This window comes from Paenibacillus sp. YIM B09110 (assembly GCF_037167145.1).
In the GTDB taxonomy this organism is placed as follows: Bacteria; Bacillota; Bacilli; order Paenibacillales; family Paenibacillaceae; genus Pristimantibacillus.
Window position 1 is genome coordinate 40,132 of the sequence record NZ_JBANSP010000036.1, and the last position, 15,674, is coordinate 55,805.

Annotated in this window: 13 protein-coding genes; all 13 read right to left on the bottom strand. The window is 50.8% G+C overall.

Features of this window, described 5'->3' with window-relative positions:
• Positions 1 to 24 precede the first annotated feature (24 nt).
• Positions 25 to 984: an ornithine carbamoyltransferase gene (gene argF / locus V8F51_RS29090; protein ID WP_337104013.1), complete on the bottom strand. Its 960-nt coding sequence runs from the start codon at positions 982 to 984 to the stop codon at positions 25 to 27.
• Positions 985 to 1,059: 75 nt separating this feature from the next.
• Positions 1,060 to 2,259 (bottom strand): acetylornithine transaminase, encoded by a 1,200-nt coding sequence (locus V8F51_RS29095; protein ID WP_337104014.1) that lies wholly within the window; start codon positions 2,257 to 2,259, stop codon positions 1,060 to 1,062.
• Between the two features lie 5 nt (positions 2,260 to 2,264).
• Complete coding sequence (argB, locus tag V8F51_RS29100) at positions 2,265 to 3,068, bottom strand: acetylglutamate kinase (protein WP_337104026.1); 804 nt, start codon at positions 3,066 to 3,068, stop codon at positions 2,265 to 2,267.
• A 31-nt stretch (positions 3,069 to 3,099) separates the two neighbouring features.
• A complete protein-coding gene (gene argJ, locus V8F51_RS29105) occupies positions 3,100 to 4,338 on the bottom strand; it encodes a bifunctional ornithine acetyltransferase/N-acetylglutamate synthase (protein WP_337104015.1) in 1,239 nt (412 codons plus the stop codon).
• A gap of 101 nt (positions 4,339 to 4,439) precedes the next feature.
• Positions 4,440 to 5,489, bottom strand: coding sequence for an N-acetyl-gamma-glutamyl-phosphate reductase (gene argC, locus V8F51_RS29110; RefSeq protein WP_337104016.1), 1,050 nt, complete (start codon positions 5,487 to 5,489; stop codon positions 4,440 to 4,442).
• A gap of 369 nt (positions 5,490 to 5,858) precedes the next feature.
• On the bottom strand, positions 5,859 to 6,914 hold the full coding sequence (locus tag V8F51_RS29115; protein ID WP_337104017.1) for a hypothetical protein: 1,056 nt from the start codon (positions 6,912 to 6,914) through the stop codon (positions 5,859 to 5,861).
• A gap of 12 nt (positions 6,915 to 6,926) precedes the next feature.
• Positions 6,927 to 8,357: an MBOAT family O-acyltransferase gene (locus V8F51_RS29120; protein ID WP_337104018.1), complete on the bottom strand. Its 1,431-nt coding sequence runs from the start codon at positions 8,355 to 8,357 to the stop codon at positions 6,927 to 6,929.
• Positions 8,358 to 8,370: 13 nt separating this feature from the next.
• On the bottom strand, positions 8,371 to 9,255 hold the full coding sequence (locus V8F51_RS29125) for a polysaccharide deacetylase family protein (protein WP_337104019.1): 885 nt from the start codon (positions 9,253 to 9,255) through the stop codon (positions 8,371 to 8,373).
• A 212-nt stretch (positions 9,256 to 9,467) separates the two neighbouring features.
• On the bottom strand, positions 9,468 to 10,295 hold the full coding sequence (locus tag V8F51_RS29130) for a YitT family protein (protein WP_337104027.1): 828 nt from the start codon (positions 10,293 to 10,295) through the stop codon (positions 9,468 to 9,470).
• Between the two features lie 177 nt (positions 10,296 to 10,472).
• Positions 10,473 to 11,580, bottom strand: a protein-coding gene (gene prfB, locus V8F51_RS29135) for a peptide chain release factor 2 (RefSeq protein WP_337104020.1) whose coding sequence is annotated in 2 segments (ribosomal slippage) — positions 10,473 to 11,507 and positions 11,509 to 11,580 — 1,107 coding nt in all. Because the reading frame shifts where the segments join, the coding sequence is not laid out codon by codon here.
• 91 nt (positions 11,581 to 11,671) lie between these two features.
• Positions 11,672 to 14,179, bottom strand: coding sequence for a preprotein translocase subunit SecA (gene secA / locus V8F51_RS29140; RefSeq protein WP_337104021.1), 2,508 nt, complete (start codon positions 14,177 to 14,179; stop codon positions 11,672 to 11,674).
• A 141-nt stretch (positions 14,180 to 14,320) separates the two neighbouring features.
• Positions 14,321 to 14,866, bottom strand: coding sequence for a ribosome hibernation-promoting factor, HPF/YfiA family (gene hpf, locus V8F51_RS29145; protein ID WP_337104022.1), 546 nt, complete (start codon positions 14,864 to 14,866; stop codon positions 14,321 to 14,323).
• 198 nt (positions 14,867 to 15,064) lie between these two features.
• On the bottom strand, positions 15,065 to 15,674 hold a 610-nt coding region (locus tag V8F51_RS29150), incomplete at its 5' end, for an IMP dehydrogenase (protein WP_337104023.1).

Below are 15,674 nucleotides of genomic sequence, written 5' to 3' on the forward strand. Positions count from 1 at the left end.
ACTCCCCTTCAAATGAAATTTCTATTAAGACATAATAGCAGCCATGATGGCTTTCTGAGCGTGCAGACGATTCTCCGCTTGGTCGAAAATAACCGAATTCGCGCCGTCAATAACGCCTTCGCTCACTTCTTCGCCGCGGTGTGCAGGCAAGCAATGCATGAACAGGTAATCTTTCTTCGCATATTTGGTCAAAGCTTCATTGACTTGGAAAGCGGCAAAAGCAAGCTCGCGTTCCTTCTGCTCGGCTTCTTGCCCCATGCTCGCCCATACGTCCGTGTAGATGACATCGGCATCGGCAATCGCTTCCTTGGGATCACGGCCGATCTGGATGATCGAGCCTGTCTCTGCAGCCGTGCTCATCGTTTGCTTAATGATGTCCGCATCCGGCTCGTACCCCTCGGGTGTAGCGACCGACATATTCATGCCGAGTTTGGCAGCGCCCATCAGCAGCGAATGAACCACATTGTTGCCGTCACCGACGTAAGCCACTTTCAGCCCTTCGAGGCGGCCCTTGTGCTCAAGCACCGTTTGATAATCAGCAAGCGCTTGGCATGGGTGCGACAAATCTGTCAGTCCGTTAATGACCGGTACCGTTGCTCCGCGAGCAAGCTCAACCACTTTACGATGCTCAAATGTGCGGATCATGATGCCGTCGAGGTAGCGGGACAGCACTTGCGCCGTATCCCAGATCGGCTCGCCGCGTCCGATTTGCAGGTCACTGCCGCTTAGGAACAGCCCTTGGCCGCCCAATTGGTAGATGCCTACTTCGAACGAAACGCGCGTACGCGTGGATGATTTCTCAAAAATCATGCCGAGTGTTTTGTTTTTCAACAGTTGATGGGCTTCGCCCGCCTTCAGCTTCTTCTTCAAATCGATAGCTAGGTCGATCAAATACCGGATTTCCTCCGGCGTGTAGTCGACCAGCATAAGGAAGTCGCGCCCTTTCAGGCTTAACGCCAACTCCTCGTTAACCGTTCCTTGCATGCGTTTGCCCTCCTTCAAGCGAAACCTATCGGTTCGCTGCGTCGTTGTTACGATTGCTTATATATCCAATTCCAATTAGTTCGGACGTTTCGTCTCCAGCAGCTCAGTCAGAATAGCAACAGCGCTGTCGATCTCCTCTGTCGTTACGAGCAGATTCGGCAGCAAGCGGATGACATTCGGCCCTGCGGAGATAACGAGCAAACCCTTCTGCTGTGCTTCCACCAGGATCGGTGCAATCGGCTCTGCGCATTCAATGCCGACGAGCAGACCGAGTCCGCGCACATCGCGTACAAATCCATTGCCTTGCAGCTTCTCACGCAGCTGCGCCATTAGGTATTCGCCTTGCCCGTCAGCTCGTGCCGGCAAACCGTCACCTACAATTTCCTCCAACGTCGCTTTCACGACAGCCGTCGCAATCGGCGTACCGCCGAACGTCGAGCCATGGCTACCCGCCGTGAACCCTTCGCGAAGCTTCTCCTTCGCGACCATGGCGCCGACCGGGAAGCCGCTTCCGAGACCTTTGGCCAATGTGAAAATATCCGGCTCAATGCCAAAATGCTCGTATGCGAACAACTTGCCCGTCCGTCCGATGCCCGTCTGAATCTCATCGACAATAAGCAGAATGCCATGTTTCTCGCATAAAGCCTTAGCCGCTTTGATGTAATCCTTATCAACCGGATAAATGCCGCCTTCGGCCTGCACCATCTCCAGCATAATCGCAGCAGTCGTATCCGATATAGCCGCTTCTAGCGCCGCAAGATCATTAAACGGAATCGTCTTGAAACCTTCGGGCAGCGGTCCAAAACCTTCTTTTACTTTCGCTTGGCCGGTAGCCGTCAGCGTCGCAAGCGTCCGACCGTGGAACGACTGCTCGAACGTAATAATTTCATAACGTCCGTTCTTCTGTACGAGCTGCTGGTAACGACGCGCCAGCTTAATGGCCGCCTCGTTGGCCTCAGCACCCGAGTTGCCGAAAAACACGGCATCGCCGCAGCTATTATCCGTAATCAGCTTCGCCGCTTCCTCCTGGTTCGGAATGCGGAACAGATTGGACACATGCCACAGCTCGTCGAGCTGCTTTACAAGCGCTTCCTTGACCCGCTTCGGCGCATGACCTAGATTCGTAACGGCAATGCCGCTCATAAAATCGAGGTAGCGGTTGCCTTGATCGTCCCACAGCCAGCTTCCTTCGCCCTTCACCAGAGCCAGCGGATACCTTGCATATGTAGGCAATAGGGATTGACCGGCATCCACTGCCGTCTTTGTCTCGCTCATCGTCATTACACCCGCCCTTCGCTTGTTTGTACGATTCGTGTGCCTACGCCGCCCTCGCGGACAGCCTTCGTCAATACGCCCGGCTGCTCGCCGCTAACGATTACGACCTCGCGCACCCGTCCTTGTATGCACTGAATAGCTGCACGCACCTTCGGAATCATGCCGCCGTATATTTCACCGCTTGCGATCATCGCTTCGATCTCTTCAACCGTCACTGTGGGCAATACCTGCTTCTCGCCGTCCACCGTCTTCAGTATGCCCGGCACGTCCGTTACGACGATCATCCGTTCAACCCCGAGATGGGAAGCAACCGCTCCTGCTGCCGTATCCGCATTAATGTTATAGCGCTGTCCAGCCGCATCGATACCTACGGGAGCAATAACCGGAATGTAGCCCATCCCCATTACGCCCTCAATGACAGCTGCATTCACGTCCGTTACGTCGCCCACGAAGCCGATCTCACTGGCGTTCGCAACAGGCTTTGCAAGGATCAGCTTGCCGTCTACGCCGGACAGACCGAGCGCTTGTGCGCCTCGCGTCTGAATCTTGCGGACGATCTCTTTATTAATACGTCCTGCCAGCACCATCTCAACGACATCAAGCACTTCGTCGCTCGTCTTACGCAAGCCGTTTACGAATTCAGATTCAATGCCTAGCTTCGACAGCGTCTCGGATATAGCAGGTCCGCCGCCGTGCACGATAACCGGACGTACGCCCGATTGCTGCAGCTCGCGCAGCTCGTCGAAGAAACCATCAGGAAGCGCCGCTAACGTGCTGCCTCCGCATTTCATAACAAACCGTTGCTCTATCAATGTATTATGCCCTCCAACGTTAGACTCTCTATGTCCGATATGCCGCGTTAATGCGGACATAATCATAGGTCAGATCGCAGCCCCAAGCCGTTGCTTGCCCATCCGCCATATGAAGATCGACGAGGATAACGACCGTGTCGCCCTTCAAATATTCCAAGGCAGCCGCTTCGTCGAATACGACGGGACGCGACTGCTCCAGCGTAACAATGTCTCCTAGTCGAATATCGACTGTCTCTGGATTAACCGGCTGACCGGCGCGGCCCACAGCTGCAATAATACGGCCCCAGTTCGCGTCAGCGCCAAATACGGCAGATTTCACAAGCGACGAGCCAATGACCGTCTTCGCAATGGCTTGCGCAGCATCATCGCTCACCGCTCCGCGCACTTGAACCTCAACGAGCTTCGTCGCGCCTTCGCCGTCGCGCGCGATCGCCTTAGCGAGCACTTCGCATACATAGCGAACAGCGGCAGCGTATGCTGCCCAGCTCTCGTGCTGCGGTGTCAGCTCGTTGTTGCCGGCAAGTCCGCTTGCCATCGCTACGAGCATGTCATTCGTGCTTGTGTCTCCATCAACCGTGATCATATTGAACGTAAGGTCAGTCGCCTGACGCAGCAACTGCTGAAGCGCCTCGCTGCCGATTGCCGCATCCGTCGTAACGAAGCCAAGCATGGTCGCCATGTTCGGATGAATCATGCCAGATCCCTTCGCCGCTCCCCCAACGCTTACTCGCTTGCCGTCAATCTCGAGTTCTACGCACACCATCTTCTGCACAAGATCAGTCGTTAAGATCGCTTGGCAGAAGTCATCCGCACCTGCACGGTCTCCAGCAAGCTTTCCTGGCAACCCATCAATGCCGCCTCTTACTTTGTCCATCTTAAGCAGCTCACCGATAACGCCGGTAGACGCTACGGCTACATGATCGGCCGACACGCCGATTGCCTCTGCAAAACGGGCGCGCATCTCATAAGCATCCGCTTCGCCTTGCTTGCCTGTGCACGCGTTCGCGTTACCGCTATTCACGAGTACCGCGCGGAGTGTGCCGCCAGAGCCAATGCTTTCGCGCGTCACTTGCAGAGGCGCTGCTTGAAATACATTCGTTGTATATACGCCAGCTGCCGCCGCGGGCACCTCGCAGACGATCGCGCCAAGATCATGGCGTGTCGATTTTTTCAGTCCGCAATGCAATCCGCCTGCCGTGAAACCGATAGGCGTCGTTATCGAGCCGTCTTCGACGACCGAGAACAGTGAATGATTACCCTGTCCCATAATAAGATCGTTTCTCCTTCATCTGATCGAATATTATAAAGTAACAAGCGTATGAGTCCGTTGTCAGCTCTCTTATTATTGCTTGCATGCAAAAAATAACCTTACGGGTATGCAGGAACGAATTGCAATCCTAGCGTCTCGTCCCAGCCCATCATCATATTCATATTTTGGATCGCTTGACCCGCCGCGCCCTTGACCAAGTTGTCAATGACCGATACGATCGTAATCCGACCCGTGCGCTTATCAACAGCGAAGCTAATATCGCAATAGTTGGAGCCCCATACTTCCTTCGTCGACGGCAGCTCGCCCTCTGGACGAATGCGCACGAAGCGGCGTCCTTCATAATAACGCTGGTACAGCTCGATGAAGTCGCTTGCGCTTCTCTCGCCTTGTACCGTTGCATACATCGTCGACATAATGCCGCGAGTCATAGGCACTAGATGAGTAGAGAACGTCGTCACGACAGGTTTGCCCGCCGCATCCGAAAGCACCATCTCAATTTCCGGAATATGCTGATGCTTGTTCAGCTTGTAAGCTTTGAAGTTTTCGTTAATTTCCGCATAATGATTGCCAAGCGATAGACCGCGGCCCGCGCCGGAGACGCCGGACTTCGCATCAATAATAATCGTTGCCGGATCGATCCAGCCTTCTTTAACGGCAGGAACTAGACCGAGCAGCGTCGCAGTCGGGTAACAGCCCGGATTAGAGATAAATGCCGCATCGCGAACATTGTCGCCATATACTTCGGCAAGACCGAATACGGCTTGCTCCAAGTAACGCGCGTCTGCCGCCGGCTTCTTGTACCACTCTTCGTACAGCTCAGGCGATTTCAAGCGATAGTCGCCAGATAAGTCAATGACTTTAAGCCCGACCTCCAGCAGCTGCGGAGCAAGCTTCGAAGCTACGCCAGCAGGCGTGGCCAAGAACACGACATCCGCTTTCGCTTTTATAATCTCAGGCGTCACATCGTCAAGCAGTTCTTCATGAATGCCCGTCAGATGCGGAAAGCCTTGCGAGATCGGCGTTCCAGCGCTCGAGGACGAAGTGACCGATGTCACTTCCGCGCGCGGATGGGAGGCCAACAGCCGAATCAATTCAACGCCGCCGTAGCCGGTTGAGCCTACAATTGCTACTTTCAACTTCGTTTCCATTATTTACATCTCCCCGTTACCGGCGGCTACCCCATGGCAACCTGTGCCAATGCTTCGTACAGCCGCTCTATCTATTGCTCATTCCGCCGTCCGTCAACGGTTACGCCATCAGGCACGTGCGGTAAGGTTGTCTACATCCTCAACATATTATTTTACAACATTGTGTTGTCCATGAAAACACGCAATCGATTTTCGTATTATTATACATTTCTATTCATAAAAATACAACGAATAAAATATGCCTCTTTTTTGCTGATCCGCAGGCTCAAATCGCATCTCTGCATAGTGTTATGACGCACGACAGCCCTCCCTATGACGCAGAACCCAGACGGGAAAACTGCTGCTATGGGAAGGGCTGTTAATGGCTGATTACTTCGGCCGCGTGAACACTTTCTCTGCATGCTCGACTACATTTTCCTTCGTCGTATAGTGTCCGAAGCCTTCCGGCACTTCGACATCGGGATCTTTGAAAATATAGCCTAACATCATGTTGCCGACATGATTCCGATAATGCATGACGTCATAGAAATTTCGAGGGTCATTACTAACCGGCGTGAAGCCTGTAAAATCCCAAAAATCCGTAACCTCGGCTATTTTGGCCCAATACGTCTTCAGATCATCGAGCTTGTAGCTCTTCATCTCGAGCTGATAGGTAGCACCGGTAATGAGTCTAAAGCTAATATTCCTCGCTTCGCAATACTCCTTCATTCGGCGCAGAGCATCCACGTTCTTATCAAGCGCCTCTGACGTAATCGGACCGAAGCCTGCTTTGAACTGAGGATTGACCTCCAAATATTTATCCAGATCGCTCAAATCCTCCGCGTCTCGCCTTACCTTATTATACACGCCGCTCTCCGGAATGATTTGCGAGTACTCGAAGGAATCGATTGCGCGCTTCGCATATCCCTCTAGCTTCTCGTAACCGTAAGTCGGGTTGAGCGTCAAGTACTTCAGATAAAACGGGATAAGGGGCTCGTTCAGCACTTTCGCATGAAGCGACTTCTTAATTTCGGAGCGTGTTTCATGGAAATGTCCGATTTCTTGAAGACTCATGTGAATAACGATATTTTTGGGCTTGTAGTTATCCACGATATAATAGAGCGTCTTCTCGTAATCATGGAAGTCTCCGCCGTACATGAGCATGCTGTAGAAACTCGCCCCGCCGTAATAGTCATTAAGCAGCGCCGGCGAAATGGAGCTCGATTTCGAGCCGCCGATGACATAAGAATCGTAACGGTCGTGGAACTGATCCAAATAGGCGATCTTCGACACCCTTGGATTGTTGACCATATCGTAGGAGTACCACTTCAGTACTTTATCGCCGAACACACCGAACGGGTCTACCACATAATTGAATCCACCAAGCAAAATAGCGGCAAGCACGAGGCTGCTGCAGAACATTGTGATCCATCTACGAAACTTCATCGTACTTCACCTCTAGAATTGGAAATATAGAAAATCAGAAACTTCCTCCATTTGGGACAACGCCAAGCCGAGCAATAACGCCGATGCCAGCGCGTATTTGAAGTTCGGCTTAAAGTTTTGCTTAATTTCGCCGGTATTCTTGAAGAAAAACGCAATGCACGATGCGACGATCAATAATACGATCGTATATAAATGATAAGCCGCGTAAGTAACTGTATCAGTAAAGATCTCTTTCAGGCCAAGACCCGCAAACTGATGGAAGTCAAACAACATGCGGATGACATCCATGGTCTGACCTATATCATCAGAAACGAACAGAATGCGCGTACCGACTACGCCTGCGAAGGTAAGAGTCCAAGCTATAGCGAACGGCATCGCCAATTTGTTTCGAGACATAAAATGAGAAGCACAGACGAATACGCCGTTCAGCACCCCCCATATGACAAACTGCCAGCCCGCACCGTGCCAAATGCCCGACACGAGGAAGGTTACCATAACGGCTGAATAGAAATTGAAGCTGCCGCTGCCTCTTTTGTATACCCCGCGGAATATATAGTCGGACAAGAAACGGGATAGCGTCATATGCCATCGCTGCCAATACTCGCGGAAGTTTCTCGCCTTGTAAGGCGAATTAAAGTTTTCCGGCAGCTTCACATTGAACATCAAGCCAAGCCCGATCGCCATATCGGCGTAACCGGATAAATCGAAATAATAAGATATCGTGTAAGCCAGCACCGCAATCCAAGCCGTGTAGAAATCGCCCGCGGCGATATTCGCATAATAACCTTGGGCAAACGTCGTAAGCGGGTCGGCAAGCGATACCTTCTTCGCGGCCCCGATCGAGAACAAGAACAGCCCCAGCATGAAATTGTCTTTGTTGAACAATCGCTGGCTCTTCTCTTCCAGTTGCGGAATGATTTCTCCGTGATGAACGATCGGACCGACAACCAGCTGCGGGAAAAAGGTCGTGAACACTAGAAAGTTAATGAACGAAAACTCATCTACTTTGCCACGATAGCAATCGACCAAATAAGCGATCAATTGAAAGGTGAAAAACGAGATGCCGAGCGGCAAGGCGATTTCCATTAACGTATAAGGACGGCCCAGCGCCGCATTCACATTTTCCAAGAAAAAATTCGTGTATTTGTAGTAGCCCAGACAACCGACGTTCTGGATCAAGCCAATGGTAAGCATTAGCCCCGCAAGGAAACCTCGCCCCGACTCCTTGGCCCGTACGATCATCGTTCCTACAAAATAATTAAACAATACGATCGCAATGAATATGCCAATGAACTTGCCACTGCCTTGCGCATAGAAGTACAAGGAGGCTAATACGAGCCAAAGCTTGCCGTAGAAGCTGTTTTTCAGCAGACTCAGCACCCGGTACCCAAAAAAAGTGATGGGCAAAAACATTAATATAAATGTATAGGTTGAAAAAACCACGATAAGGACTCCTTTACTTCAGCGTATTTATGGATGCCATGAGTTGATCGCCGCTGTAGTTCGGTCTTCCGGCATTAAGACGATACACTTCATGCTCGCCTGTCTTGTTTAACCCTTCCTTCGTCGTAAAAAACAGCGAGATCCCCGCTTTCTCCGCTTCCTCAATAACCATTTCGTTATAAGATCCATATGGGATAGCCATTATGCCATCCGATTTCCCAAGCTCATTCGCCAGACGCTTCTCCATAAAGGCCATGTCGCTGTAAATTCGCTGCTTATACTCATCCGGCGTTTCCATGCGCTTCTTATAAGCCAGATACAGCGGATACGCTAGCGCCGGCTTCATCTGCCCGTCTATCGTTGCCGGACCATAAAAGTGCGACTTATAGGTATGGTTGTATACTCCCATTCCGTTCTTGTCCAGCTCCCTCATCTCGTCCCATGTCAGATGGGGAAGGGCATCCGGATTGAACATATCCGAAGACTCTCCGATTACGAATACCGAAGCGGTAGCGCCCTCTTCCTTGAGCGCCGGATACGCCAGCGAATAAAACGATTGATAGCCGTCATCGAACGTCAGCACGACCGACTTGTCGGGCACGGACTTTCCATGATGCACGAAATCGTAAAACTGCTCCATGTTAATAATCGTGTAGCCGTTGTCCTTCAGCGTGCTCAAGTGTTCCTTGAACTTCTCCAGCGAAATTGTCGCTCCCCGGTCCGCCGATTCTTCCATGGCCACATCATGGTACATCAGGGCAATCACCCGTTGTTCATCGATCGGCTTCTTCGAAACACCCGATATCGGACCCGTGCAAGCCGTTATAAATAATAAATTTACCATTGCGATTAAGAGAACCGAAAGAAAGGAATACCTATTGGAAAACGTTCGACGCATCGCGTAATCTCCTACTATATCATCTATTTTTTCGACATTTTTCTTACAACTAGACCTTTAAAATGATACCCCGCGGTGCAAAACTATGTCAATCTATGACCTTCATTTGGTAGATCGGAATCCGCTCTATTCATAGAGTTCGGAAAAGCAAAAAAAGGGCTTGTGCGTTATCGCACAGACCCTTGCCACTATAATGATGACGAAACGGAGCATCATCCCGGTAACTTAAACCCTTGACCGAGCACTTCTGCCGTATTGCTGAGAATAACGAACGCATTCGGGTCAATCGCCCGTACGAGCTGCTTCAGCTTCGGCACCTCGTTCTGCGACACGACAACCATCAGCACCGTTCGACCGGCACCGGTATAACCGCCATGACCGTCCAGTCGTGTAAGTCCGCGGTCCAAATCATGCAAGATCGCATCGGCGACCTGCTCCGACTGCTCGCTAATAATGAAGGCGACCTTGGACAGTTGAAGGCCCGTCTGAACGAAATCGATGGTCTTGCTTGTTACGAATAAAGCAATAAGCGCGTAAAGCGCAACTTCCGGTGAAATAATAATGCCCGCCGCCGCAATGACACAGCCGTCGAAGCAAACGACCGCAAGGCTGAGCGGCAGCCCCGTATACTTATGTAAAATCTGAGCGGCCAAGTCGACACCCCCGGTCGAGCCTCCCCCGCGGAACACAAGCCCGAGGCCAAGCCCTACACCGATACCGCCATAAATAGCCGCCAGCAGCGGATTATGCGTCGGTGAATGAATGCCGTCCGTGAACAGGACGAACAGCGGTAGCAATACCGATCCGAGCGCTGTTTTCAAGGCAAACTTCCTGCCAAGCAGCCATAACCCCGCTAGAAACAACGGGATATTAATCGCCCACTGCGTTATCGCCGGCGTAATATCCGACAGCCTTTGTACAAGTATCGATAAGCCGGATACTCCTCCGGAAGCGATGCCGTTCGGCACCATGAACATATTGAAGCTTACAGCTACGATCGCAGAACCGATTAACAGTTGTATAATCTGCCAGGTCAGCAGCGCTTTTGGATGAAGCGGCTCTCTGCCCTTTCTTCGTTTAACCCTACCCTCCGTCAAGATGTCATCTCCTTTGTCCAGTAAACGGTGTATGGTTCTATGTAAGCTGCAAAAAGAAGAGTTCCACACCTATTCAGTGTTGGAACTCTCCGCTTAACTTATGCAATTAAGTGCTTCGCACTATTCGTGGCGAATCTGATTGCGCAAGTATCCGTCGATAAAGGCATCCAGGTCGCCGTCCATAACCGCACCGATATTACCTGTCTCGACACCTGTCCGATGGTCCTTGACCATGCTGTATGGATGAAATACGTAAGAGCGAATCTGGCTGCCCCAAGCAATATCGGATTGCTCGCCGCGAATCTCGGCTAGATGCTTCATCTGCTCCTCGATCTTACGCTCGTAGAGCTTGGAACGAAGCATCTTCATCGCACGGTCACGGTTAGCGATCTGGGAACGTTCTTGCTGACAAGCCACGATGATTCCCGATGGAATATGCGTGATCCGAATCGCCGACTCCGTCTTATTGACGTGCTGGCCGCCTGCGCCGCTGGCACGGTACGTGTCGACCTTCAGATCCTCAGAGCGAATCTCGATCTCGATATCGTCATCGATCTCCGGCATTACATCGCAGGATGCGAATGAGGTATGCCTTCTGCCAGCCGAATCGAACGGCGAGATACGCACAAGGCGGTGGACACCCTTCTCCGCTTTCATATAACCGTAAGCGTTATGGCCTTTGACAAGAATCGTTACGCTCTTAATCCCGGCTTCATCCCCAGGCAAATAATCCAGCAGCTCGACCTTGAAGCCCCGTTTCTCCGCCCATCGTGTATACATCCGGTACAGCATCATTCCCCAGTCCTGCGACTCGGTGCCGCCAGCGCCCGGATGCAGCTCGACGATTGCATTTAAACGGTCATACGGCTGATTAAGCAACAACTGCAGCTCGAAGTCGCTCAGCTTGATATTCAACGTCTTGACGCCGCTAACGAGATCGGCTTCCAGCGATTCATCGCTCTCTTCCTCTGCAAGCTCCAGCATCATTTGCAGATCTTCTTGATCCGCATTCATGCGGTCATATTCCTCGACCACCGACTTCACCGCGTTCAGTTCAGATATAATTCCTTGCGCTCGGTCATTGTCATCCCAAAAGTCCGGCGATGACATCTTCTCCTCAAAGTTCGCGATCATCTCTTGCTTAATATCTAAGTCAAAGAGACCCCCTAAGTTCTTGGAGTCGTTTCGCCAGTTCGCGCAGGTCTTGTTTCACCGTTATGTCTAACATAGCGTCTGCTTCACCTCATAATAATGGTTGTTGCCAATAGAACACGATATTCGCAGGACGCGAATATCGTGTGTTGGCGTACTGTCTTCTATTACTTCCCGTGGCACTGCTTATATTTCTTGCCGCTGCCGCATGGGCATACATCGTTGCGTCCAACGCGCTCTTCACGCTTCGCAGGACGTTTCTCAGCAGCCTCTCCGCCGCCGCTCGTGCTCGTCGTTTGTCCTTTCACAACCTCTTGACGCTCCAGGTTGCTCTCGACGCGAGCTTTCATAATATATTTCGATACTTCCTCTTGAATGTTCTCGATCATTTCCTTAAACATCTCGAAGCCCTCGAATTGGTATTCGCGAAGCGGATCCGTACCGCCGTAAGCGCGGAGATGGATACCTTGGCGAAGCTGATCCATCGCATCGATATGATCCATCCACTTGCTGTCTACTGCGCGCAGCACGACAACCTTCTCGAATTCACGCATCGTCTCTTGACCAAGCTCTTCCTCGCGTTGGTCGTAGTATGCAACAACTTTGCCGTAGATGAAGTCGACAATCTCTTCCTTCTCCTTGCCCCAGATCTGATCACGAGTAATCGAGCCTTCCTCTAGGAACGTTGCTTGCACGTATTCCACAATTGCTTCCAAATCCCACTCTTCCGGAATATCCTCCGAGCAGTGCGCTTCAACAATTCGATCGATAACCGGCTTAATCATATCCATAACCTCTTGGCGGATGTCTTCCGAGCCAAGAATATCGCGACGCTGTTTATAGATGACTTCACGTTGCTGGTTCATCACATCGTCATATTGCAAGACGACTTTCCGCGTATCGAAGTTGTTACCCTCTACGCGCTTCTGTGCCGATTCAACCGCCTTCGAAATCATGCGGCTCTCAATTGGCTGATCCTCGTCCAAACCAAGACGGTCCATCATGCCCATGATGTTCTCAGAACCGAAGCGGCGCATGAGTTCATCCTGCAGCGACAGGTAGAATTGCGACGAGCCTGGGTCGCCTTGACGTCCTGCGCGTCCGCGAAGCTGATTATCGATCCGGCGGCTCTCATGGCGCTCCGTGCCAATGATGTGCAGACCGCCAAGCTCGCCAACCGTTTCTCCTAGCAAAATATCGGTACCGCGGCCGGCCATGTTCGTTGCGATCGTAACCGAGCCTGCTTGACCAGCGCGGGAAATAATCTCTGCTTCCTCCGCATGGAACTTCGCATTGAGCACCTTATGCGCAACGCCTCTGCGCTTCAGCATGTCGGAGAGCTTCTCGGAGTTCTCGATCGAGATCGTACCTACGAGCACCGGTTGGTTCTTCGCATGCCGCTCTACGATCTGCTCGACAACGGCTTTGAACTTGCCGTTCTCGGTTTTATAGACGACGTCCGGAAGGTCGTTCCTGACCATTGAACGGTTCGTAGGAATCTGAATAACATCCAGACCGTAAATCCGCTTGAACTCTTCTTCCTCCGTCTTAGCCGTACCTGTCATGCCTGCCAGCTTGCGGTACATACGGAAATAGTTCTGGAACGTAATCGTCGCCAGCGTCATACTCTCGTTCTGAACCTTCAGTTGCTCTTTCGCTTCAATCGCCTGGTGCAAGCCATCGCTGTAACGGCGTCCGGACATCAGACGACCCGTGAATTCATCGACGATTACGACTTCGTCCTCTTGGACAACATAATCAACGTCGCGTTTCATAATAAAGTTCGCTTTCAGACCTTGTTGCACGTGATGATTGATAAGAATATTATCATGATCGAACAAGTTATCAATGCTGAACGCACGTTCTGCCTTCTCTACGCCTGACTCCGTGAGCGTCACGTTGCGAAGCTTCACGTCGATCGTAAAGTCTTCCTCTGGCTTCAGACGGCTTACAAAGCGGTCAGCCGCGTAGTAAAGCTCCGTCGACTTGGCAGCTTGTCCCGAAATAATAAGCGGCGTACGCGCTTCGTCGACCAAGATGGAGTCCACTTCGTCAATGATCGCGAAGTAAAGCGGGCGTTGAACCATTTGTTCTTTATAAAGCACCATGTTATCGCGCAAATAGTCGAAACCGAACTCATTGTTCGTTCCGTACGTAATATCGCAAGCATAAGCTTCCTGCTTCTCATCATGCGACAAGCCGTGCAGGTTACAGCCTACAGTCATGCCCAAGAAGTTGTACAACTGCCCCATCAGCTCGCTATCGCGCTGAGCCAAGTAGTTATTGACCGTAACGACATGAACGCCTCTGCCGAGCAGCGCATTCAAGTACACCGGAAGCGTACCGACGAGCGTCTTGCCTTCACCGGTCTTCATCTCCGAGATCTTGCCTTCGTGAAGCACCATGCCGCCTAGCAACTGAACGTCGAAATGACGCATGCCCAGCACACGCTTGGATGCTTCCCTTACTGTCGCGAATACTTCAGGCAGCAGCTCTTCAAGCTCCTCGCCTTTCGCGATTCGCGCTTTGAATTCATCCGTCTTCCCGCGAAGCTGATCATCGCTCAGCGCAGTAAATTTGGATTCCATTGCATTTATTTCATCTACCGTGCGCATGAGCCGTTTCACTTCTCGCTCATTGGCATCGCCAAATATCTTTTTCACTAATCCGAGCATATTGTTCCCCTTTCGAATTACGACTCTTTGCCTTAAATTGTAACAGTTTGTAGACACCTCCGCAACGGATGCCCTTGAAACGAAAAACACCCCTTTCCCACTAGGGAAAAGAGGTGCTTTCCGCTTCCGTATATGGTTACATTATCCTTGTTCAATTAATCCATATTTGCCGTCGCTGCGCTTATACACGACGTTAACTTCCTTATTGTCCACATTAGCGAAAACGAAGAAATTATGGCCTACCATATTCATTTGTAAAATAGCTTCTTCCACATCCATAGGCTTCAGAGTAAAGCGCTTCGTGCGCACGAGCTCCAGCTCATCTTCCTCATCCAATACGGATACAGCCGATCCTTCCTCTCGGAACAATGCGCGTACCCCGCTATCTTGCCTGAATTTACGATTCACCTTTGTTTTATGTTTTCGAATTTGACGTTCCAGCTTATCCACTACAACGTCTATGGATGCATACATATCCTCGCTCTTCTCTTCGGCTCTAAGCATAACGCCGACGAGCGGGATTGTCACCTCTACCGTGTGCTGACCTTTGGTCACTGATAAGGTAACGTTGATTTCGGAGGCGACTGGCGTTTCAAAATACCTTTCCAATCGGCTGAGTTTCTTCTCGACGTAGTCTCTCAAAGCATCTGTAACTTGAAAGCGTTGACCTCGAATGTTGTACATCATGGGGAACTCCTCCTTTACATGCTCTTATTATATCATATGCAGGAAGCGAATACAAAATTGTTTTTAGTTTATTTAGAATTTTCAGATAAAATTAATAGATTGCATTAAGTTAGAATAAAAAAGAAAAACCTTGGCTTCCGCATGCACATGCATCCAGAAGCCAAGGCAATTATTGATTATTGCTTATAGAAAATATGATTATTCAGCGATGTAGTCTTTTACTACACGGGTACTTTCTTGCTTTTGCCCTTTTGTAATCGTGACATAGACTTTGCCTGCTCCAACGGAAAGTTGCGTAATTTTTACGTTAATCGATGTTTTCCCGTTAGCTACAGTCGCTGTTCCAAGCAATGTTCCGCCAGTTGCCGAGTCGTAAATGTTCACGACGTCGCCTTCTGCCAAGCCCGTAACTCTGACGATATCATCTTCGCCATCGTTGTTCAATACAGCAATGTTTGCCGCAAGCACTGGAGCTGTAAGCTCAGTATCATAAGCTGCCGCCGTTCTTGTGCTCACTAGCTTGTCTACGCTCTTCACGCTGACATATACGCTGCCTTTAGCTACGCCAAGTTGTGCAAGCGAAACCGTTGCTGTTGTTTCGCCTTCTTCAACCGTTGCTGTTCCAAGCAGTGTTCCTGCTGTTGCAGCGGAATACACGTTTACAACGTCGCCTTCGATCAAGTTTGTTACTGTAATCGTATCATCTACGCCTGCTTTGTTGTTGGCAACTGCAATGTTAGCCACTGCTGGTGCTACCGACACAGGTTCAGTTAGATACGTTTTAGCTGTGCGCGTGCTTTCCGCTTTA